Genomic DNA, 22,177 nt, shown 5'->3' with positions numbered 1-22,177 from the left:
CGGCCTCGGTACTAGAACCCACCGCCCTCGGCACCGGTCCGGCGGCTTTCTCCATCTCGCAGATGTTCCTCCAGTACCCGGGCGATGAGCGGAAGTACGTGCGGCGCGGTCAGTTCGTCATGAGTGACCGCGATATCGTGGTTGATGATGTTCCCGGCCACATAAGGCTGCCAGCCGACCGGGCCGCAACTGTCGGCGGTGTCGACGGTCGCGCTGAAATACACCATGTCGCCGTCGAATACCGGACGCCGGTATCCAGATCTGTATCGGGCCATCGTGTTGTACGACCGGGTCATCCGCTCGATGGTGTTCCCGTTGATCAGTGACACCTCACCCAGCTGTGCCCGGATCAGCTCGGCGGCTTCCTTGGCGGAGGCTTCGGTGGGCACCTCGCCGACACCTAGAGTCGAGCTGAAGGCATTGACGAAGCCACCCGCGGTGAGCTGCTCGACGCCTGCATCGTCGATATCGGCGGAATCGGTGTCGAGCAGTGCCAGCATACCGACGGTATCGCCTGCTTCGGCGAGCTTCGCGGCGATCGCATGCGCGATGAGTCCGCCGAACGACCATCCGAGCAGGTGATACGGCCCGGCAGGCTGCACCGTGCGCATCTCGCGGAGGTACTGATCGGCGAGATCCTCGATCGAGTGCGCTGATGGCTCATGGCCGCTCAGCTCCGGTGCCTGCAGGCCGTAGATCGGCCTTCCCGGGGCCAGTGCCTCCGCGAAACCCGCATAGGTCCAAGCTATTCCGGCCGACGGGTGGATGCAGAACAGCGCGGGCTCGGAACCGCCGAGCCGGATCGGCAACAGGATGTCGAACTCGGGTCCGTCGGGTGCCGTACCGGTGGCCGCGGCCAATTCGGCCACGGTGCGGTACCGGAATACCTGCTGCGGGGTGCGGTGGATACCGCGTTGCGCCGCCCTGGATACGAGCTGTAGTGCGGTGATGCTGTCGCCACCGAGAGCGAAGAAACAATCGTCGGCGCCGACCTCGTCGCGGCCGAGAAGTTCCGCGTAGACGGCGGCGAGAGTTTCTTCGGCCGGTGTCTCCGGCGCTCGGTAGGGCGGCCGCTCCGCGGTGAATTCCGGTGTCGGCAAGGCTGCCCGGTCGAGTTTGCCGACCGCATTGAGCGGGATCGTATCCAACACCACGAAGGCGGCCGGGACCATATATGCGGGCAGCGCGGCGGCGGCGACGGCGCGCAGGTGCGCGATATCGAGCTCGGCCCCCTCGGCGGGCCGGATATACGACACCAGCATGGTCGTCCCCGTCGGGCCTGTGCGACCGATCGTCACCGCGTAGCCGACGTCTTCTTCGCGGCTCAGCACGGTGTCGATCTCGCCGAGTTCGATCCGCATACCGCGGATCTTGACCTGGAAGTCGCTGCGGTTCAGGTATTCCAGTTCGCAGGCACCGTCGCGGCCGGTGACCCAGCGCACCATGTCACCAGTGCGATACATCCGCTCCCCGGGCTCGCCGTAGGGGGCGGCGACGAATCGTCCCGCGGTCATCCCGGACTGGTTGCGGTAGCCACGGGCGAGTGCGGGACCGGCCAGATACAGTTCGCCGGTGACGCCGACAGGTACCGGGCGCAGCCAGGGGTCGAGCACCATACATACCGTGCCTCGGATCGGCCTGCCGATGGTGATCGGTTCGCCCGCGCGGAAATCCTCGCGGCTGGTCGCCCAGGTGCTGAACTCGGTCGGACCGTACAGGTTCGCTATTCGTCGCCCGGGCGACCACCGTTGGATCAGATCCGCTGTCGTGGCCTCCCCGCCCACCGCGAGCACCCGGAGATGGTCGAGGCCGGTGGGCTCCATCGTGGCCAGCACCGATGGCGTGACCGCCGCATGGGTGATCCGCGCGGTGCGCAGCAGCCGATGCAGGTCGGCTCCCCCGTAGACCTCCGGTGGTGCGATCACCAGGCAGCTGCCCGTGCCGTGCGCGGCCAGCAGTTCGAATACCGACGCATCGAAGCTCGGCGCGGCCACATGCAGTATTCTCGCCGTCGGGTCAAGCACTAATGATTCCTGCTGGGCCGTCACCAGATTCGCCAGTCCGCGATGGCTGAGCAGCACCGCTTTCGGCATGCCGGTGGAACCGGAGGTATACATCAGATAGGCGGCTTGGTCGATATGGACAGGGCCGTCGCGTTCCGTATCGGTGATCGGCGCATCGGTGGCCGACATGACCTCGTGGACCGTATCGGTGTCGTCGAGCAGCAACCAGTCCAGGGTGTCCGGCAGCATCGCACGATTCACGGCCATCGTCACACCGATCCGCGCTTTCGAATCGGTGAGGATGTACTCGAGTCTGCCGATAGGGAAATGAGTATCCAGTGGCATGAAGGCCGCACCCGTCTTGGCCAGCGCCCACACCGTCACCACCGCTTCCGGTGAGCGCGGTAGGGCGAGCCCGACACACATCTCCCGCCCGGCACCACGGCGCAGCAGAACCCGGGCGAGCCGGTTGGACCACGCGTCGAGTTCGCGGTAGGACATCCTCCGCTCCCCCGCACTCACTGCGATCGCGTCGGGATCGATCCGTGCTCCGGCGCCGAGGAGTTCGGGCAGTAGGCGCGGCGGCACCGGATCAGGTCCGCGTACCGGCAACAGGGCGGCGCGTTCCACGGCATCGCAATACTGCAGCTGAGACACCCGAGCGTGTGGGTCGGCCGCGAGCTGCGCCAACAGTCGATGGAAACGGTCGAGCAGCGGGCGCGCCGCGGTGGGCGCGAACTGGCCGGTCCGGAATTTGAGGGTGAGCCGCAGCGTGTTGTGCCCAGTGCTGTCCCGGAGTGGCACAACCATGAGGTTCAGTGGATACGGCGTCGCGTCGATGCCTGCGATATCGAGCACCTGCAGGCCCGCGATGTCCAGTGCCTGCGTCAAAGCCTCCCGATCGATCGGATACGACTCGAAAACGGTGAGGGTGTCGAATAATTCGGTGCGGCCGACCGCCTTGTGGATGGCGGTGAGCCCGATATGCTGATGGTCCATCAGCCGCGCGTGCGCACTGTGCAGACGGGCCAGCAGATCGGCTACCTGTTCGGCGGGGTCGAACCGCACCCGCACCGGCAGCGTGTTGATGAACAGTCCGACCATATCTTCGACATCGGCGAGTTCCGGGGGTCTGCCGGATACCGTTGTACCGAACACCACATCGGTTCGGCCGGTGAGCAGCGCTACCACCATCGCCCAACCCGCCTGCACCATGGTGTTCACCGTGATACCGAAATCGCGTGCGGTTGTTTCCATCCGGTCGGTTGTTTCCCACGGCAGATCGATGGACACCGTCCCGGTCTCGATCGGCCCTGCTCCGGTCGCGGCCGGGCACACCAGGGTCGGGCTCTCGATACCGTCCAGGTAGCCGGCCCATACAGCGGTCGAAGCAGCCTGATCCTGCCCGCGCAGCCAGGAAAGGAACTCGCGGTAGGAGTGTGCGGGCGGGAGCACGGAGACGTCTCCCGCGCTGACGTACAGTGCCAGCAGCTCACGCATCAGCAGCGGGGTCGACCAACCGTCCAGGACGAGGTGGTGATTGGTCAGCACGAACCGGTACCGGTCGGCGGCGGTGCGCACGAGCGTACAGCGCATCAGCGGTGGCCGAGTCAGATCGAATCGGGTGCAGGCCTCCGCAGCGGTCACCCGGTCGAGCTCCCGCTGCCGCTGCTCGGCCTCGGCGATCTCGGTCAGGTCGATCTCCTGCCATGCGATATCGACATCGGTCAGAACCAGTTGTCTTGGCCCGTCGCCGGTTTCGACGAAAGCGACCCGCAGGTTGTCGTGTCGTGCCAGCAGAGTCTGTGCGGCAGTGCGTAACCGTGCCGCGTCGACCGTGCCCGCCAGAGTGAACATCGACTGTTCCGTATAGCCGTCGGCGGCGCCGGGGTCGTAGCGCGCGTGGAAGAACAGGCCGTACTGCAGCGGTGTGAGCGGCCAGACATCGAGGAGATTCGGATAGTCGCGCTCCCAGATATCGATCTGCGGCTGGGTCACCGTGACGAGTTCGAAATCGCACGGTGTGTACCCGCCCGCATCCGGGGTTCCGGCGTGGTCGGCCAGAGCGCGCAGTGCGGCGGCCCAGAGGGCGGCGAGCTCGTCGACCTCGGCCGCGTCGAGCAGCCGCGAGGCGTAGGTCCAGGTCACTTCCAGGCCGGTCGCGGTACGCACAGCGTTGATATCGAGCACCGCGGGCAATGGTGCGCGAGTGTCCTGTATTGCCGCGAAGCGTTGCGGCAGCCAGGGTTCGGTTGTGTCACCGGTCGGTGCCCGGCCCAGATAGTTGAAGCTGAGCTGTGGGGCCTGCGCATCCGCGAACACCGCGCCGGTCTCCGGATTCAGATAACGCAGCATGCCGAAGCCGATGCCTTTGTCCGGTATTGCGCGCAGCTGTTGTTCGGTGGCCTCCAGCGCGGCGCCCGCCGAGGGGCCACCGGCGAAGGCGTCGTCGAGATCGATACCTGTCAGATCGACGGCCACCGGATACACACTGGTGAACCAGCCCACCGTACGCGCGATATCGGCGCCGGGCAGAATCGCCTCCGACCGCCCGTGGCCCTCCAGCGCGCACAGACACGTCCTTCGGTGACGCCAACGGCATACCGCCATGGCGAGCCCGGTCAGTAACACCTCGTCGGCACCGCAATGGAAACGGTCCGGCACGGTGGTGAGTATTGTGTCCGCGACATCCGGGGCGATGGTGCGCTGCCGGACCGCCCCGGTGGCGACGGTATCGATGTCCGGATCCAGGGTTGTCATGCCGATCGGCGGATCGGGTACGGCCAGGATGTGTTGCCAGACCGGAAGTTCACCGATGCGTCCGGCCGCATGCTCGAACTGCCCATCCGCCCACCGCCGGAAGGAGGTGCCGACCGGAGCGAGAACACCACCCGTAGCCGCGGTCGCCAAGTCCGGCAACAGGATCCGCCACGAAATACCATCGGTCACCAGATGGTGCAGCACGAGCAGGCACAACGGCCCGGAATCGGCGCGTTCGATCAGCACGACGCGTACGACGACCCCGGCTTCGGGGTCGAGCAGGTCCGCGGCACGCTGCAATTCGTATTCGCTGGTTCGGTTCGCGTCCGGACCCGAGGGCACAACGTCGACCAAGGTATCCGCTGCGACCGAACCCGGCTCCGCGACAACCCATACCCACCCGCGCTCGGTGCGCCGCAACGAACAACGCAGCAGGTCGTGGTGATCGAGGAGCGCCTGGACCGCCGCGACCAGCCGGGCGCGGTCGATACCGGGCGGAAGCCCGAGCACAACAGCCTGACCGAACCGGCGCCAGGTGTCCCCCTGGTCCAGCATGGTATGCACGATCGGCGTGAGCGCGACGGTACCGACTCCCCCGCCGGGCAATTCGGGTACCAGAGTATGTACCTCGGTAGCTACCGCGGCGAGTGCGGCGACGGTCTTACGTTCGAATACATCCCTGGCGCGGAGGCCGATCCCGGCGGCCCTCGCCCGCGAGACCAGCTGGATGGACAGAATGCTGTCACCGCCGAGGGCGAAAAAACTCTCGTCGACACCGACCGAGGCCAGCCCGAGCACCTCGGCGAACAACGCGACCAATGTCTCCTCATGGGGCCTAGAGGGTGGTCTGCTGTTGCGCGCGCCGGTACCGAAGACGGGTTCGGGTAGTGCCTTACGGTCGACCTTGCCCAGCGGTGTCAGCGGAATGCTGTCCAATACGACGATCGCGGCGGGCACCATATAGGCCGGAAGCGTCGCACCGGCCACTGCTTCGAGGGCTTCCGGATGTACTGTGGCGCCAGGTCTCGGCAGCACATAGGACGCCAGCACGGTCGCGCCGGAAGCGGTCCGGACGCCGCGGGTGACCGCGAAATCGATGTCCGGATGGCGTTGCAGGACTGTATCGATCTCGCCGAGCTCGATACGGAATCCGCGCACCTTCACCTGGAAATCGCTGCGGCCGAGGAATTCCAATACCAACCTGCCGGAGCTCACGGTCCAGCGCACCAGATCTCCGGTACGGTACATTCGCGCGCCATCCGCGTACGGGTTCGCGACGAATCGGCTCGCGGTGAGGCCGGGGCGCCGATGGTAACCGCGGGCCAGGCAGACACCGGCAAGGTAGAGCTCACCGATGGCGCCAGGAGCGACGGGACGCAACCAGGAATCGAGTACAACCGCGCGGACACCACGGATGGGGCTGCCGATGGTGACCGGCGCGTCAGGGGACAGTGCATCGCTCAATGTCGCGGTAACGGTGGTTTCGGTGGGCCCGTATCCGTTCAGGAGAGCGCGGCCGGACCACAGGGTAGCCAATTCGGCTGGGCAGATATCGCCTCCGACGACGACTGTGCGCAAATCGGGCAGGGTCGCCGGATCGAGCGAGCGCACCACCGCGGGCGTGGCATCCAGATGGGTGGCATGGTGCGCGCGCAGAGCTTCGGCCAGCTCCTCCCCCGCGTACGTTGCCGGTGGTATGACAGCGAGCGTCGCACCGGCGGCGACAGTGACCACGATATCCCCGACCGAGATATCGAAACTCGGTGAAACAGCGTGCGCCAAGACCGAATCGGTGTCGAGACCGAAGGAATGGACGGAACTCGCGACCATATTCGTCAATCCCCGATGGGTGACCGACACACCTTTGGGCGGTCCAGTAGATCCCGATGTGTAGATGAGGTAAGCCACCTGATCCAGGCGCACCGTGGCCCGCCGCGCGGTATCGTCGATCGGGGCCGCGCTCTGCTCGGCGACACTCCGTTCGGTCGCCTCCTCATCGAGGACCAGCCAATGCACATGATCCGGCAACGCTTTCCGCGCGGCTGCCACGGTGATGCCGAGCTCGGCCCCGCTGTCGTCGACCAGGTACTCGATCCGGTCGGCCGGATAGGCTGGATCGATCGGTACGAAAGCGGCCCCGGTCTTGGCCACAGCGAGTAGTGCGAGCTGCGATTGTGCCGACCGCGGAATCGATATCGCCACACGGTGTTCCGGACCGGCACCGGAGGCGATCAACAGTCGTGCCAGCCGATTGGTGTATTCGCCGGACCAGCGGTAGCTCAGGCCGGTGGCACCACTGCGGACAGCGATCGCCTCTGGGTCGAGATCGGCTCCGGTAGTGAGGATTTCGGGTAGCGTACGCGGTGCGACATCCGCTGCTCCGCGCGCAGGCACCAGCTCGGCCAGTTCCGCGTCGGACACCACGGGTATCCTGGCCAGTGCCGTATCCGTTCCGGCAGCGAGGAACCGGTGCAGGAACCGCAGGAACCGGTTGTGATGTGCGGTCAGCTCGGTATCGCTGTACAGGTTCGCGTTGCCCTGGAAATCGATGTGGGTATGCCGCACGGCACCCGGTTCGGAATACAGATTGACGTAGAGGTCTTCGATCGGCCCAGCGGTCAGCACATGTGCTCGTCCTGTAGCCGCGCCGAGCCGCACCCCGGTGTCCACCAGCAGCAGGTTCACCGAAGGACCGAACGATGTGAACTCGTCCATCGGCTTGCCGAGGTCGCGCAGGATGTCCTCCTGCCGATAGCGCTGGCGGCGCAGCGCACCGGTCAGTTCACTCCGCGCGGCACTGATCATCGCACCGACGGTGCCTGCCGGGTCAAGGGTGAGCCGCAGCGGGACGACATTGGCGACCATGCCACCGGAACGCCGCATAGCCGCCGTTGTCCGCGCGGAGACCGGCAGGCTCAAGACCACTTCCGTGGCACCGGTCATCGCGGCGAGATAAGCGCCGAACGCGGCGACCACCGTGGGCGCCACCCCGAACGAGGTGGCTTTCGCGACGGTCGTCAGCAACTCCGCTGTATCCCGCGTCAGGATGCCTTCGACCCGGCTCGGGTGCGCGTCGACCTCAGCGGAGCGGCCCGCGAGACTCACCGGGTCGGCCATTCCCGCCAGGTGCCGCAGCCAGTACTCCCGATCGGCCAGGAAACGATCGGAACTGCGATACGCCAGATCGGCGTCGACGATTCTCCTGAGGTCCTCGGCGTGTCCGGCCGGGGGCTGCCGTCCCTCTAGCGCAGCGGTGTAGAGCTCACCCGCACGCCGCGCCATGGTCAATACCCCTGTGCCGTCCAGGGCGATGTGATGAATTCGCCAATACCAGAACCAGCGATCGTCGGCGATCCGCAACAGGACCACGCAGATCAGTCGATCGCGCATCAGGTCGAGGGGTGCGCTGTATTCGGCGCGCATCCAGGCATGCGCGGCAGCCTCCGGGTCCAGCTCATCACGGAGGTCGACGATCGGCACACTGTCGTCCAGGGTGGTGTCGACGCATTGGTAAGGGGGACCATCAGTTTCGATCAGGCGCAGATAACCGGTACCGAACTCGCGCCCGGCCCGGCGCGCTGCCGGTGCCAGCAGGTCGAGGTCGATCGGGCCGGTCAGGTCGATGTACTGCGCGATGGATATGGGGATATCACCCGCGATGTGCTGGGCGAACCAGATTCCGCGCTGCGCTGCCGACAGGGGGAACGCTGCCCTCGGCAGGCCGGTACCGATATCGGCGGATGGCACAAAGGGCTGTTGCATGACGAGACCTTCATCCTGACCGCGCCCTAGCCGACCGGGCCGGTTATCACCAGCAGGCTATGGCGGTTGTGGTAGGGCGGAAGTTCCGTTGTGCCAGGCTATGGTGCGCGCGGACGGTGCACGATCGGCTCTGTGTGCGGAGTGATCGCGCGGATGCTCCGGCGCTTCGGGTCCGCATCGATCCGGTATGGGGCATGCACCAGGTGAACTGCCCATTGCCCCGCCACGGTGGCGGTGTGCTCGGAATCCGCCGCAGTGGACACCATTACCGCGCCGGGATCGACCGCCAGGATAGGTCGCGCAAGCAGCGGTATGCGGAAGTTATCGACGAACAATTCGGTCGGTCCGTGCATGTCGTGCTCCCCGAAGCCTTGGCCGAGCGGCGGCGCATGCGTCTCTCGATCTCGTCTTCCCGCGGGAACCTCAACGATAACTCTCCGGCGCACATCGGTGCTACGCCTTGCAGAGCAAGATCAGATGACGTTACAGACGGCCTGCCAGTCGTGGCTGCGGGACGAGGGGATCCTCTAGAACTGACCATCTGCGGTGTCGAGCGCTTCGGCCACAGCCGCGGAGGAGACACCCGATAGATTCGTCGGGCGGATGTCTCCTTCCGCGTCGCTGCTCCTGCCTGGTGCGCTGCCTGCCGCACTGTGGGACGGCAAGGCACGTATCCGGTCGGTCAGCGCGCGCTGTAGGTGAGGCAACGTGCGGTGTGCTCTCCCTCGCCTGGACCGACTCGGATCCCATTGGCGGTACATTCGAGGTCACGGTTGTGGGCGCAGTCGGCGCGCTGACACGCCCCGACCATGCTGGTGACCGTGTCCAGTCCGCCCTTCATCGACAACGGGATGAACGTCCCGCAATCGGCGCTGCCATTACGGCCGGCGACGTTGATCGCGTACGCGTGACAGCCGTCATGGTTGTAGGAACAGTTGCTGACTGTGCACTCGGTAACGTGCGGCATCTCTACAGCGGTCATGGCACTCCTCCAGGATTCGAAGCCTTCGGTCTAGTGCAGCGCTCATGCTAAACCCACATCGAAGGATTGAAAAGCCAGCTCAGGCTATCCTTCATGCCTTAGTCACACCTGCCGCATCGAGCGTTCCGGGCGGCAGCCGATCGGGTGGCCGGCTGCGGGTGCGCTGCGATCGACTCATGATTGCTGTCAATTTGCTATCTGAGATGGATGGTGGCTACGCCGTCGATGCGGACGATCTTGTGTTCAGGTGCGTTCACCGCGCACCTCAGGACATACTCGCTGCCGCGGCCAACCGCGCCATCACCTGCTCATCGGGATGGAATTCCACCCCGTAGCGCACCGGGAACAGGCCGGGTACCGGCTCGAGGGCGATCTCACGAGCCAGAACATCCCAGGGCACATCGACGATGACACCGGTGTCGAGATCGACCATGCCGACCTGGTGTACGCGGGGCAGCAACGTCGGAACGCCGTCGGTCCAAGCGGTAGCGGTCATCTCGGTGCCGTCTTCCGCACGTAGGTGCAGCAGTTCGGCCACGAAGTAGTCGATACGTCCTTCTTCGGAGTCGGCGTGCAGTCCCTCGTATTGCCGACCGTATACCTCTGCCGCCAAGCTGGATTCGGCCACCCGAATAGTTTCCCAAGCCGGATGGTCTCGGGGCACGGTGAACGGGACCAGCCTGCCTTCGGCATCGAGGGTGTACGGGATGGGTGAGACCTGGCGTGGCGCCTCGTCGTACATCCGCAATGCCACCCCCACGAGTTGAGCCACCCGTTCCGGTGAGGTGGCCAGGCCCATGAAGACACCTGTACTGCCCGGAACGAAAACGAGGGGCCGCGCACCGGATTTGCTGCCGAGGCTGGAGAGCCAGCCGGATACCAGCGGTAGGGCGCCTGCGTAGAGTTCACCGTCTTCATCGGGCAGGTACAGCAGCTCCTCCTGCGCCGGATCGAAGTCCGATACGGTGGCGTAGGCGAGTTCGGCCATATTGTTACGGGCGGTCGCGAATACCGTCTCGGCGTCGACACCCCATTCGGCCAAGTCTTGCGGGGTTACGGTCTTCATGGCCGTCGGGGAGTCGATGACGACCCGTTCCATCAAGCACGGCAGCACCGGTCGCCATAGCGTGTTCTCGGCGACGGACATCCCCTCGACCCGCACGGCGAGTTCGCCGGCCTGCCGGATCACCGGCCGCAATCGTGGTGCGACAGTCGACCACTCGGATTCGTCCCGGCCAGGAGCCGCGATCATATTGAGCAGATAACGCTCGAGCATCTCGTTCGCCACTGCCTCCGGCGCCCCCTCGGCACGGCGGAGGGGTGTGATCAGACCGATTCGATACACGGCACCGTCGTGAGTGCCGCAGATGATCACGAACTCGTCCGCGTCGAATTCCGCGCCTGCGATACTCGGCTGCGCCCGCACAATGGCCAATGCCCGCAGCCCGAACGCCGCGTAGGCGTCTCCACCCGATTTGCGCCTGCCGAACAAACCCCTACCGAACCTCATACCACTGCCTCACTCGCACTCTGTCCGGCACCGGTCGCGGCCGAACCGAGGGACACTACCGGTACGACACCGGATATGCACACCGGGCAGAGTTTTTCGAGAAAAGCCTGTTTCCTCCGCACCGGAGACAAGGCAGCGGAAACGAGGGCTACTCCCCCTCCCCTCTCAAGATATAGCGCACTGGGGGGCTTGCGGCAAGACCCGGGTTATGCCGCAAAATTCCCTGCCGAAGCCGGAACCTGCGGAAATCAGGAATTCGCGAGGTATGTGTGCGGGCGCGCGCCGCCGGACCACGCGGAGCGACCGGCCGGAATTCGACCCCGAGGAACGGATATCTCATGTTCGATGTGATCATCGCAGGCGGTGGACCGACCGGCTTGTTCCTTGCAGGTGAGCTGCGACTGCACGGTGTGCGCACACTTGTGGTGGAGAAGTCGGCCGAGCCGACCGAGCAGTACCGCGGACTCGGTGTGCATGTGCGCAGTGTCGAGCTGCTGGACCAGCGCGGCCTGCTGGACCGGTTCCGCGCGGTCAGTGCGGAGTTCCGGGTCGGCGGTTTTTTCGCAGGCATCGTCAAACCGTGGCCGGGAGGGTTGGACACCGCGCACCCCTACGGTCTCGCCACACCGCAGCCGGTCACCGAACGATTGCTCAACGAATGGGCGCTCGAACTCGGTGCCGAGATCCGACGCGGCTGCGAACTGGTCGGGCTGTACCAGGACGAGCACGGAGTGAGCGTCGAGCAGGCGGATGGTACCCGGCTGCGCTCGCGCTACCTCGTCGGGTGCGATGGCGGCCGCAGCACGGTACGTAAGCTGCTCGGGGTCGGTTTCCCCGGCGAACCCACCAGAGTCGAGACGCTGCTCGGCGTTATGCGGGTGACCGAGGAGCCTGCGACGATCGCCGCCATCGTCGAGGAAGTCCGCAAGACCCACCTGCGGTTCGGTGCCATGAGTGTGGACGATGAGGACCGGGTTTACCGCATCGTGGTGCCCGCCGCCGGCGTGTCCGAAAACCGATCCAGTGCAACGACTCTCGTGGAGTTCACCCAGCAACTTCGGGCGATCGCAGGCACCGATTTCGGCGCGCACTCACCGCACTGGCTGTCCCGCTTCGGCGACGCCACCCGGCAGGCAGAGCGCTACCGGGTCGGCCGAGTACTGCTGGCAGGCGATGCGGCGCATATCCATCCGCCGACCGGCGGACAGGGACTCAACCTCGGCATCCAGGACGCGTTCAACCTCGGCTGGAAACTGGCCGCCGAAGTCGACGGCTGGGCACCGGAGGGACTGCTGGACAGCTACCACGCCGAACGGCATCCGGTAGGCGCTCGCGTCCTGGAGAACACCCGCGCGCAGATCACCCTGATGGGAACCGATCCCGGTGCGACCGCATTGCGAGAGCTGTTCGCGAAGCTGATGGACTTCGAGGAGGCGAACCAGTACATCACCGAAATCATCACCGCGGTCGGGGTCCGCTACGACTTCGGCGAGGGGCATGAGCTGCTCGGTCGTCGGATGCGAGATGTGCAGCTGCGACGGGGCCGGCTCTACGAACTGATGCACGGCGGTCGCGGGCTGCTGCTCGACCGAACCGGGCAGCTCTCGATTGCGGGGTGGACGGATCGGGTCGACCACATCGTGGACGCCGGCGCGGAGTTGGACGTGCCCGCCGTACTGTTACGGCCGGACGGTCACGTGGCGTGGGCCGGTGCCGAGCAGCAGGATCTGCTCACCCAGCTGCCTCGGTGGTTCGGCGCCGCTGTCGGCTGAGGACGCAGGTACGGCTGGGCAGTGCCACCACTCAGGCCTTGGTGGCCCTACTACACGGGTCATCACCACCACCTTGAAGGGCTGCTAGATGGCCCGCACTCGGTAGTGTTCCGTTGGCGGCGGTCTGCGCTCGACGCTGAAGTGCCGGGCCGAGACGAAAATCGCAGCGGTGCTTCCCGCCGCCGATACCGGAAACCGCTAGCGCGTCAAAAGTAATGGCGCCGACCCAAAACCGGCCGACCAGCCCTACCGAGCAATTCGAGCACGGCTCCCACCACGACCAGAATGATACCGATAGTCCACAGGATGGAAATCCCGGCCAAAAAACCGACGACCAACAGAATCAGTCCGAGGATTATCATGACAGACCTACCCTTTCCATGATCAATGGGCTCTACCATCGCCCTGACGATTGCCTGCGGGCCAACCGATCCGTACCACAGCGGGCAAGCAGACCACCATCCACGGATCGGCCATACCGGCGATCGTCTAGCGGGGGTAATACCCTGCGCGCATTCGACGAAACTTTCGAAAACCTCGACGACTCCAGTGGGGTGAGTGCACTACCTACCCGGGCAATAGGACACCGACCTTCTCGGCGCCGGTTCAGGCAAGATTCTTCTCACCCCCTGTGTAGGGTGTGCCTTCGGAGCGATTCTCGATGTCCGATTCCAACTGCGTGAGGACCTGAAATGCCGCGGGGGCTGACCGATCTTCCGTTCACGTCTTATCTGGAGCCCGCTGAGACTGTGTGCGCGGAGGGTGAGTACGACTGTGCCCAGTTCGACGGGATCACGTTCACCGATCCCGATGCCCGTAATGCCCGGTTCACCGAGTGTGTGTTCCGGTCGGTACGTTTCGATCAAGGGATGATGCAGAGCGCCCGGTTCGGCGCCGTGTGGATGCACGGAGTCCGGCTGACCGGCACAGACCTGTCCGATACGGTGTGGCTGGACGCCGAGGTGATCGAGGGCGCCTTCTCGGGTGTCGAGGCCGCAGGCGCGGAGTTGCGTCGGGTTGTCTTTCACGGATGCAAGTTGGATTCGGTCAATCTGCGTGGCGCCGAGCTGGCGAGTGTTTCGTTTGTCGACTGCGTGGTGCGGCATCTGGATATCGGTGACGCGAATGTGAGTAAGGTGAGCTTTCCCGGCTCGGAGATCGCGGGGCTTTCGCTGCGGCATGCGCGGTTGACGAAGGTGGATTTCCGGGGAGCGCGCAGCATCACCGTCGCTGACGGGGTGGAAGCGTTGAAGGGTGCGATCGTCACCTCGGGGCAGGTGATGGAGCTGGCGCCCGCGTTCGCGGCCTCGATCGGCCTCACCGTCGAGGACGAGTGAAGAATCGAGAAGGCCCGGTAGTGACCAGCAGCGAACCGGCAGAACACCGACCCTGCCGGCGACCGGCCTGAGCACTGCCGAAGGTCTCACCGGGATCGGTAACCTCCTCTACATCTGCGAAACCACGGCCGGTCGGGTATCGACACTGCCGGGTATCTGGTTGCCTGATCATCCGCACCCCGATACCCGCTTCCTGACAAGCACTCTCACATCATCCGCTCCACCGATCGGAGATTCGGAGCCGGGACGGAAAACGTCCGGGTAATTCGTTGCGCAACCGCGACCAGGGATTCGTTGCGGAGCTATCACTCCTGGTGGGTTACTGGATACATCGGTATCACGATCATGCCGACATCTGTTGCGAGACAGCATTCTTTCCTCATTCGGAGGCCCCGATGGCGCCAGTACTCACCTCGATCGACCCCAGTTCCGGTCCTCCGGCAGGTGGTAACACGGTGCAGATCATCGGGAGCGGGTTTTCCGGAGCCGGTCCGTTGACTGTGCGGTTCGGTACGGCGGCAACCACGTTCACCATCCTCTCCGATACCCAGATCAACGCTATCGCCCCACCGGGCACCGGCACCGTCGATATCACTGTCGCCGCCCTGCTCGACGGCACCAGCAATGCACTGCCCTATACCTACGGTGGCTCCGGCCTGCTGTTCTTCACCGATCTCGGAAACCCCGGCAATGTGTATTCGGTGCCGCAGACCGGTGGCACACCGACCCTGCTGGCAACCGACCTGAACGGCCCCGCAGGTCTGGTCCGGGTCGGCAACCTCCTCTACATCTGCGAATTCTCGGCTGGGCGGGTGTCGACGGTGCCGGTCATCGGTGGCACGCCGAGCTCCTTGGTGACCGGTCTGTCGATCCCCAGGGATATCACTGTTTCCGGGAATACCCTGTTCATCACCAACGGGGGCACCAGTCAGGTGGTGTCGGCGCCGATCACCGGCACCACGACGCCTACCGTGGTCGCCACCAGCCCCACCGGCGTCTTCGGGATCACCGATGGAGTGCCGACCCAACCGGGGAGCGCGCCGTTGGCGGCTGTCCTCCTGGCGGCACCGGTACTCACGTCACTGAACCCGAATTTCGGTTCTCCGACCGGTGGCGACACAGTGCAGATCGTCGGGAGCGGGTTCGCAGGCGTCGGTCCGTTGACCGTGCACTTCGGCGCGATAGTGACCACCTTCACCATCGTCTCCGATACCCAGATCAATGCCATCGCCCCACCAGGTACCGGCACCGTCGGCGTCACCGTCACCGCCCTGCTACACGGCACCAGCAACGCACTGCCCTACACCTACGGCGGCCTGCTGTTCTTCACCGATAGTGGCAGCCGTGTGTATTCGGTGCCGCAAACCGGCGGCACACCAACCCAGTTGGCAACCGACCTGAACAGCCCTATAGGCCTCGTCCGGGTCGGCAACCTCCTCTACATCTGCGAGCAAGGGACCGGGCAGGTGTCGACGGTGTCGATCACCGGTGGCACACTGACCCCCCTGGTGACCGACCTGTCGAACCCTGTGGATATCACCGCTTCCGGTGGCACCCTGTTCATTGTCGATCGGGGCACCGGTCAGGTGTTTTCGGCGCCGATCACCGGCACCGCCACCCCCACCGTGCTCGCCACCAGCCCCACCAACGTATTCGGGATCACGACCTGAGTGTCGGTCCTGACCGCCGATCAGTTCTTCCGTTCCAGGCCCGACACATACTGCTGCGCCCGAGCGCGTGGCTCGGAGCGAGCGAACCGGGCACCGACCCGAGACATCAACGAATCCAAATGCCGGTTGGTTTATCGCCTATAGAGCATCATCGCCTGGCGCTGCAGCAACCCGAACGTCCTCAGCACCTCATGACATCAGCTGTTGGGCAACGCCGGATGGGATTTCGACCGTGCGACACAGTCCAGCGGTCGGGCCGATGTTCAATTCGTGATACCGAACACGCCGGTGGGGCTGGTGGCGAGCACGGTGGGGGTGGCGGTGCCGGTGATCGGCGCCGATACCACTCGAGCGGTACCCGCGTCGGTGATGAACAGGGTGCTGCCAGAGGCGGTGATAAACGCAGGGAACGACAGACCGGTCACCAAGGGGGTGGGCGTGCCACCGGTGACCGGCACCGTCGACACCCGAGCAGCCGTGACTTCACAGATGTAGAGGAGGTTACCGACCCGGACCAGACCTGCCGGAGAACCCAGTCCGGACGCCAGCAGGGTGGGTGTGCCACCGGTTTGCGACACCGAATACACATTGCCGGATAAGAGGAAATCGGTGAAGAACAGCAGGCCGCCGTAGGTGTAGGGCAGTGCGTTGCTGGTACCGATCGAGGAGGTGACCGTGACGCCGACGGTGCCGGTGCCCGGTGGGGCGATGGCATTGATCTGGGTATCGGAGACGATGGTGAAGGTGGTTGCCGTCAACCCGAATCGCACGGTCAATGGGCCGACGCCGGTGAATCCGCTGCCGAATATTTCCACCGTGTTGCCACCAGAGGTGGGACCGAAGCTGGGGTTGAGTGCGGTGAGCGCGGGTGCGGCCAGGAGGACAGCTACGGTCGTCGCGATTCCCGGTTGTGTCGGCACCCCATCGGTGATCCCGAAGACGCCGGTGGGGCTGGTGGCGACCACGGTAGGCGTCGTGGTGCCGGTGATCGGCGCCGACACCACCTGACTGGTGCCCCCGTTGGTGATGAACAGGGTGCTGCCGGAGGCGGTGATATCCCTAGGAACCATCAGACCGGTCACCAGGGAAGTTGGTATGCCGCCGCCTACCGGCACCGTCGACACCCGCCCGGCCCCGGTCTCGCAAATGTTGAGGAGGCTACCTACCCGGACGAGACCTGCGGGGATATCCAGTCCGGTCGCCAACAGGGTCGGTGCGCCGCCGGTTTGCGGCACCGAATACACATTCCCGGCAGCAGGGATGGCATCAGTGACGTACAGCAGGCCGGAGCCGCCGTAGGTGTAGGGCAGCGGGTTGCTGGTGCCATCCAGCAGAGCGGCGACGGTGACCTCGACGGTACCGGTGCCTGGTGGGGCGATAGCGTTGATCTGGGTGTCGGAGAGGATGGTGAACGTGGTCGCCGTCGCACCGAACCGCACACCCAACGGACCGACGCCGGAAAACCCACTTCCGATGATCTGCACCGTGTTACCACCTGCCGGGGGACCGGAACTGGGATCGATCGAGGTGAGCACAGGCGCCATCGGGGGGCCTCCGAACGGTGAGAATAGGTTGTCTTGCAACGGATATCGGCGTGGTCGCGATATCGCTGTCTCCAGTAATCCACTGGTAGTGGCAGTTCCGCAACCAATCCCTAATTACTTTTTCGTCCGTTTTTCGTCCCGGACCCGACACGGTGAACCACACGAACACCCCCGGCGTCCAGGGCTCGGTCCAGCATCGCGATCACCCGCCGTGATTTCGTGACGGACCCGACCTCATCGGCGATACCTGCCACCCGGCAACACTCACGCTCACCGGTGGTGCGTCGCCCCCTGGTGAGCGGTCTGGCGGACCCCAGGGCATCACCGCCGCCGATGACGCCCTGTTCATCACCAACTCAGGTACCAGTCAGGTGGTATCGGCGCCGATCACCGGCACCGCGACCCCCACTGTGCTCGCCACCGGCCCCACTGACGTATGAGGTATCACGACATGAGTTTTGGCCCTGACCGCCGCACTGGTGACATAGCCGTCGGATCACCGCCGAACAGTCCTCTGTGCCACAGCCCAGGTACGTGGAAGGGCCGGAATGCCATTCGGCCCGCTTGCACAGCGGCTACGCGAACTTCATCAGGTGATAGCCGCCGATGCCAGGGCGCGGAGGAAGTCGTGCACGCTCGCCAGGGTGTGCGCGGACAACATGATGTCGCAGAACGGCAGGGCGGCCGCCATCGCGCCGGTGGCAGGCCGAAATCCGGGTTCGCCCGCACGGGGATTGAGCCAGATGACATACCATGCCCGGCTGCGGATCCTGGCCATCGCACGGGCCAGGACATCAGGGGGATCGCTGTCCCAACCGTCCGATGCGATGACCACGACAGCGCCACGCACTGCGTTGCCGGATGGAGTCACCAATAACGTGCCGAGGCATCGGCCGATGGTGGTGCCGCCGTAGCGGTCGAATACCTTTTCATTGACCCTGGTCAGAGCGGTATCCGGGCTGTGGTGCGCCAGCGCCGAAGTCAGCCTGGTCAGCGAGGTGGAAAAGGCGAAAACCTCGGGACGTTCGGACCGGCTGCGCTGTATCGCCGCCCGCATCAGGTGCAGGTAGATCATCGAGTAAGGCTGCATCGAGCGGCTGACATCGCAGATCATGACGAGGCGGCGCGGACGGCGCCTGGGACGCGTGCGGACCAGTACCGCCGATTCCCAGCCGGTACGGCGGGAGCGGTTCATCGTCGCCCGGAAGTCGATTCGTTTGCCGTGCGGATGGTTCTCCTGGCGCCTGCTGCTGCGCTGCGGCCAGTCCATCGACGCCTGTTCCAGCCAGCTACCGATCGTCCGTAGCTCCTCCGGATCGAAGTGGGTGAACGGTTCCTGGGTTCGAGCCGCCAATCGGCTCGGCAACACATCCGGCAGGGTCACCTCCTCACTGGCCTGTCGATCGGTATCCGCCCTCGCGGGCAGTGTCGCCCAGGGGACTTCGCCTCCTCGCCCGGACTCGCCCTGAGCGCTTGTACCCGTGCTCAGCGCACGTTCGGCGGGCAGTTCGTTGGTTCGGCTCGGTGGGTCCATACCCGTTACCGCATCGGCGAAGACTGCCGCGAAGACCGCGTCGAAGGCGGCGAGATCTTCCCTGCGGTCGACAAGTGTGAGCCGCATGGCCCAGTAGAGTTCGGTGCGTGAGCGCGGCGCTGTGCTGCGTAGGGCCTGCACGAACAGCGCGGGTCCACTCGGTGCCACCGCGACGCCACCACCACGCAGGCGGGCGACCACCGCGACAGCGAATGCGGCCAGATCGACACCACGCAGCAGTACCGCTCTGGTCATCACTTTCCACGCAGTTGCCTGCGGACCACGACCGCGGCGAGCGCGGCTGCCAGGACGAACGCGATCGCAGGCGCGTACTTCTTGAGCATCTCCAATCCGACGAGATCGACCAGATCCAGTGGTTCGGGCTCGGAGCGGGTTAGCGGTTGCGACTGCGCCGCACGGATGCCGGGCCCGGCCGCAGGCTCTGCGACAGCCGCATCGCCTGCCGCGAGTTTCGCTTCCAGAGACGCGACGAATTGACCGATCAGTTTCTCGGACACCTGCTGCAACATCCCCTTGCCGAATTGGGCGAGCTTACCGACGATCTTGAGGTCGGTGTCCACGGTGACGCGGGTCTTGTCGCCGTCTTCGTGTAGTTGTGTGGTGATGGTCGCCGCAGCGTTTCCGGAGCCGCGGGAATCGCGGCCACTGCCATTGATAACGGCGCGATGGTCGTGTTCGTCGCGCTCGACGAAGGTTGCCTTCCCGGTGAATTCGCTGGTCACCGGTCCGACTTTGATCTTCAATCTGCCGAGGAAATCATCGCCCTCCCAGCCTGCCAGTTGTGCGCCTGGGATGAGCGGGACCACCTGCTCCAGATCGGTCAGCACCTCCCATGCCTGCTCGACGGGTGCGTTGACGGTGAACTCGTTGGCGATCTTCATCGGAGTCTCCCTCTCATCCGGTAGCCGGATCTCGGATATATTCGGCGAAGGCCACGTGCACAGCGGCGCGGTCATCGGGTGTTTTCGCCAGTGCGCTCAGCGCGGCAATGGCCTCAGGTGCGGTGAGGTCGGCGACATCGAGCGTCGCCAAAGCCGCGATCCAGTCGATCGTCTCGGCGACTCCGGGCGGCTTGTCGAGATCGAGGTCGCGGGCGCGGGCGACGAAACGGGTGGCATGGGTGATCAGTGCATCGGTTGCCCCTGGCACAGTGCGGCGCACGATCGCCACCGCGCGGGCCGGTTCCGGATAGTCGATCCAGTGGTAGAGGCAGCGCCGCCGCAATGCGTCGTGCAGATCACGGCTGCGGTTGGAGGTCAGCACTGCGATCGGCGGATGTTCGGCGACAAAGGTCCCGAGTTCGGGGACGGTCACTGCGGACTCACCAAGGAATTCCAGCAATAGTGCTTCGAATTCGTCATCGGCACGGTCGATTTCGTCGATCAGCAGCACCGGCTGGGTCGGACCGCGATAGCGCACGCAACGCAGTATCGGGCGGTCGACCAGGAAGGCCTCGGTGTACAGGTCGGATTCGGTGAGATCGGCGCCGCGGGCCTCGGCGAGCCGAATGCTGAGCAACTGGCGCTGGTAATTCCAGTCGTACAGCGCTTCGCTCACGGTGAGGCCCTCATAACACTGCAGGCGGATCAGCGGTGCGCCGAGCACGGTGGCCAGGGTCTTCGCCGCGGTCGTCTTGCCGACGCCAGGTTCGCCTTCCAGCAGCAGCGGCCGCCCCAGGGTGCCTGCCAGATAGAAGGCGGCGGCGGAGCCCGCGTCGAGCAGGTAATCCTCGGCGTCGAAGCGCCGCACCACATCCTCGATACTGTCGAACGGCGATCTCATGGCGGCGGCGCAGCGCACAGGCGCTCGTAGTCGTCCCAGGTGTCCACGTCCAGCGGGACCGGTGTATCGACATCGAGCCGGGACACCGCGATCCGGCCGGAGTCGATGATCTTCCATACCGCCTTGTCGCCGGGGAGCCGGGTCAGCTCATCGAATACCGTGCGGCTCAACCAGAACGGATGCCCGACACCATCGCGATAACGGCAGATCATGATCGGGGCAGACGTTCCTTCGGCAAGCAGCCGGTCCACGGTCGCCACCGACAGACCTGGTTGGTCACCGAGCATCAACACGATTCCTTCGGCTCGGGGATCGACCGCACGCAGAGCCGAACGCACTGAGGCCGAACAACCCGACCCGAAGTCCTCGGCCATCACCACGTCCAGTCCGGTGAGATCGACCTTCCGGCGCACTGCCGCCGCCGCACCGCCGAGAGTGACGATGAGCTGATCGAAAGCGCAAGAGCGCACTGCGTCGAGAGTGGCGCCGAGAATCGTGGTATTCCGGTACGGCAGAATCTGTTTCGGAGTTCCCAACCGCCGTGAGCTCCCTGCGGCGAGCACGACTCCGGTACGGAAACCGCTTGTCATGAGCTCCCCTTCGCGGCAACGAAGGAGGTGCGGCAGCCGGAGCCGCAGAACCAGTAGTCGATATCGTCGACGCGCAGATGTGGTGTCTCAGGACCGATCGGCACGCTCATCCCGCATACCGGATCGAGCACTGCATCGAGGTCGTTCACCGAGGGGGCCGCGATGGTCGATCTGCCCTGTCGAATCTCCTGGATCATCTGCGCGACAATCGAGACGGCGATCTCCGCGGAGGTCTTGGCACCTATCGGCAACCCGACCGGGGTGTGGATGCGTGCCCGTTCCGCGTCGGTCAACCCGAGGGTGTCGAGAATCGACGCACCCCGGATTCGGCTGGCCACCAAACCGATGTACCCCACACCGGCATCGAGTGCGGCGCGAATGATCTCGGCTTCCGGGCCACCGTGACCGGCGAGCACCATCGCCGTCGTATCGGAGGACGCGGCAGGCAAGGCGGCACCGGCAGTACTGCGCCGCACTCCGAACCCGACCAGCGCGCACATTTCGGCCAGAGCATCCGCGATGGGTGTCGCGCCGCAGATATGCACCAGCGGCGCCGGGACCTGCGGTTCGAGGAAGATCTCCAACGCTCCGCCGGACAGGCAAGGGTTCACCACCACCGCCGCGCCCGGCGCCTCAGGGAACTGCAGATCCCCATCCGGTAGCACGCGCAGCAGCACACTCTCGTTCGCCTGCAGGGCTCCCAATGCCGCCTTACGGACCGAGTTCTGGGCGCACTGACCACCGACGAATCCCTCGATCGTCCCATCCGGCAAGAGGATCGCCTCGTCCCCGGCATGCGCCGAGGTCGGCTGCTGCGCCCGCACCACGGTCGCGTGCACGAACGAGGTCCTGGTGCGGACCAGCTGCTGGACCCGCTCGGTCATCTTCATCGATGCTCCCTTCTCTCGTC

At 65.1% G+C, this 22,177-nt stretch carries 14 protein-coding genes; 3 read left to right on the top strand and 11 right to left on the bottom strand.

The window, feature by feature from the left end; all coding sequences use genetic code 11:
• Positions 1–11: 11 nt before the first annotated feature.
• The 4 genes from ACL02S_RS01825 to ACL02S_RS01810 form a co-directional block, all read right to left on the bottom strand.
• Positions 12–8,525 (bottom strand): non-ribosomal peptide synthetase, encoded by an 8,514-nt coding sequence (locus ACL02S_RS01825; RefSeq protein WP_412800475.1) that lies wholly within the window; start codon positions 8,523–8,525, stop codon positions 12–14.
• A gap of 98 nt (positions 8,526–8,623) precedes the next feature.
• The gene (locus ACL02S_RS01820; protein WP_412800474.1) at positions 8,624–8,878 is read right to left on the bottom strand and encodes a hypothetical protein; all 255 of its coding nucleotides are present in this window, start codon (positions 8,876–8,878) and stop codon (positions 8,624–8,626) included.
• Between the two features lie 329 nt (positions 8,879–9,207).
• Entirely contained in the window at positions 9,208–9,507 is a 300-nt protein-coding gene (locus ACL02S_RS01815) for a DUF1540 domain-containing protein (protein WP_412800473.1), read from the bottom strand.
• A gap of 265 nt (positions 9,508–9,772) precedes the next feature.
• Positions 9,773–11,017, bottom strand: coding sequence for a DUF1444 domain-containing protein (locus tag ACL02S_RS01810; protein ID WP_412800472.1), 1,245 nt, complete (start codon positions 11,015–11,017; stop codon positions 9,773–9,775).
• Between the two features lie 338 nt (positions 11,018–11,355).
• Between ACL02S_RS01810 and rox the strand changes: the two genes are divergently transcribed.
• Positions 11,356–12,789, top strand: a complete 1,434-nt coding sequence (rox, locus tag ACL02S_RS01805; RefSeq protein WP_412800471.1) for a rifampin monooxygenase — start codon at positions 11,356–11,358, stop codon at positions 12,787–12,789.
• 206 nt (positions 12,790–12,995) lie between these two features.
• Here rox and ACL02S_RS01800 read toward each other — a convergent pair whose 3' ends face one another.
• Positions 12,996–13,151 carry a DUF6131 family protein gene (locus ACL02S_RS01800; RefSeq protein WP_412800470.1) on the bottom strand — a complete coding sequence of 52 codons (156 nt, stop codon included), beginning with the start codon at positions 13,149–13,151 and terminating at the stop codon, positions 12,996–12,998.
• Between the two features lie 330 nt (positions 13,152–13,481).
• On the opposite strand from ACL02S_RS01800, the gene ACL02S_RS01795 reads away from it, so the two are divergent.
• Entirely contained in the window at positions 13,482–14,126 is a 645-nt protein-coding gene (locus tag ACL02S_RS01795; protein ID WP_412800469.1) for a pentapeptide repeat-containing protein, read from the top strand.
• Between the two features lie 395 nt (positions 14,127–14,521).
• Entirely contained in the window at positions 14,522–15,796 is a 1,275-nt protein-coding gene (locus ACL02S_RS01790; RefSeq protein WP_412800468.1) for an IPT/TIG domain-containing protein, read from the top strand.
• A gap of 263 nt (positions 15,797–16,059) precedes the next feature.
• Here the strand turns inward: ACL02S_RS01790 and ACL02S_RS01785 are convergent, their stop codons facing one another.
• The 6 genes from ACL02S_RS01785 to ACL02S_RS01760 all read right to left on the bottom strand — a co-directional run bounded on the left by ACL02S_RS01785 (position 16,060) and on the right by ACL02S_RS01760 (position 22,157).
• Entirely contained in the window at positions 16,060–17,340 is a 1,281-nt protein-coding gene (locus tag ACL02S_RS01785) for an IPT/TIG domain-containing protein (protein ID WP_412800467.1), read from the bottom strand.
• 589 nt (positions 17,341–17,929) lie between these two features.
• Positions 17,930–19,129, bottom strand: a complete 1,200-nt coding sequence (locus ACL02S_RS01780; RefSeq protein WP_412800466.1) for a vWA domain-containing protein — start codon at positions 19,127–19,129, stop codon at positions 17,930–17,932.
• Complete coding sequence (locus tag ACL02S_RS01775) at positions 19,129–19,776, bottom strand: SRPBCC family protein (RefSeq protein WP_412800465.1); 648 nt, start codon at positions 19,774–19,776, stop codon at positions 19,129–19,131. The genes ACL02S_RS01780 and ACL02S_RS01775 overlap by 1 nt, the downstream gene beginning before the upstream one ends.
• Positions 19,777–19,789: 13 nt before the next feature.
• Positions 19,790–20,677: an AAA family ATPase gene (locus tag ACL02S_RS01770; RefSeq protein WP_412800464.1), complete on the bottom strand. Its 888-nt coding sequence runs from the start codon at positions 20,675–20,677 to the stop codon at positions 19,790–19,792.
• Complete coding sequence (locus ACL02S_RS01765) at positions 20,674–21,267, bottom strand: nucleotidyltransferase family protein (protein ID WP_412800463.1); 594 nt, start codon at positions 21,265–21,267, stop codon at positions 20,674–20,676. Before ACL02S_RS01765 ends, ACL02S_RS01770 begins: the two co-directional genes overlap by 4 nt.
• Positions 21,264–22,157, bottom strand: a complete 894-nt coding sequence (locus ACL02S_RS01760; RefSeq protein WP_412800462.1) for an XdhC family protein — start codon at positions 22,155–22,157, stop codon at positions 21,264–21,266. Before ACL02S_RS01760 ends, ACL02S_RS01765 begins: the two co-directional genes overlap by 4 nt.
• Positions 22,158–22,177 lie beyond the last annotated feature (20 nt).

Source organism: Nocardia spongicola, from assembly GCF_047200775.1.
Lineage (GTDB): Bacteria > Actinomycetota > Actinomycetes > Mycobacteriales > Mycobacteriaceae > Nocardia.
Note: the sequence above shows the minus strand (reverse complement) of the source record. Positions and strands in the feature narration are given on the sequence as shown.

Coding starts and splice junctions, on each gene's coding strand:
- ACL02S_RS01825 (WP_412800475.1), bottom strand. CDS start 8,525: ATGCAACAGCCCTTTGTGCCATCCGCCGATATCGGTACCGGCCTGCCG.
- ACL02S_RS01820 (WP_412800474.1), bottom strand. CDS start 8,878: ATGCACGGACCGACCGAATTGTTCGTCGATAACTTCCGCATACCGCTG.
- ACL02S_RS01815 (WP_412800473.1), bottom strand. CDS start 9,507: ATGACCGCTGTAGAGATGCCGCACGTTACCGAGTGCACAGTCAGCAAC.
- ACL02S_RS01810 (WP_412800472.1), bottom strand. CDS start 11,017: ATGAGGTTCGGTAGGGGTTTGTTCGGCAGGCGCAAATCGGGTGGAGAC.
- rox (WP_412800471.1), top strand. CDS start 11,356: ATGTTCGATGTGATCATCGCAGGCGGTGGACCGACCGGCTTGTTCCTT.
- ACL02S_RS01800 (WP_412800470.1), bottom strand. CDS start 13,151: ATGATAATCCTCGGACTGATTCTGTTGGTCGTCGGTTTTTTGGCCGGG.
- ACL02S_RS01795 (WP_412800469.1), top strand. CDS start 13,482: ATGCCGCGGGGGCTGACCGATCTTCCGTTCACGTCTTATCTGGAGCCC.
- ACL02S_RS01790 (WP_412800468.1), top strand. CDS start 14,522: ATGGCGCCAGTACTCACCTCGATCGACCCCAGTTCCGGTCCTCCGGCA.
- ACL02S_RS01785 (WP_412800467.1), bottom strand. CDS start 17,340: ATGGCGCCTGTGCTCACCTCGATCGATCCCAGTTCCGGTCCCCCGGCA.
- ACL02S_RS01780 (WP_412800466.1), bottom strand. CDS start 19,129: ATGACCAGAGCGGTACTGCTGCGTGGTGTCGATCTGGCCGCATTCGCT.
- ACL02S_RS01775 (WP_412800465.1), bottom strand. CDS start 19,776: ATGAAGATCGCCAACGAGTTCACCGTCAACGCACCCGTCGAGCAGGCA.
- ACL02S_RS01770 (WP_412800464.1), bottom strand. CDS start 20,677: ATGAGATCGCCGTTCGACAGTATCGAGGATGTGGTGCGGCGCTTCGAC.
- ACL02S_RS01765 (WP_412800463.1), bottom strand. CDS start 21,267: ATGACAAGCGGTTTCCGTACCGGAGTCGTGCTCGCCGCAGGGAGCTCA.
- ACL02S_RS01760 (WP_412800462.1), bottom strand. CDS start 22,157: ATGAAGATGACCGAGCGGGTCCAGCAGCTGGTCCGCACCAGGACCTCG.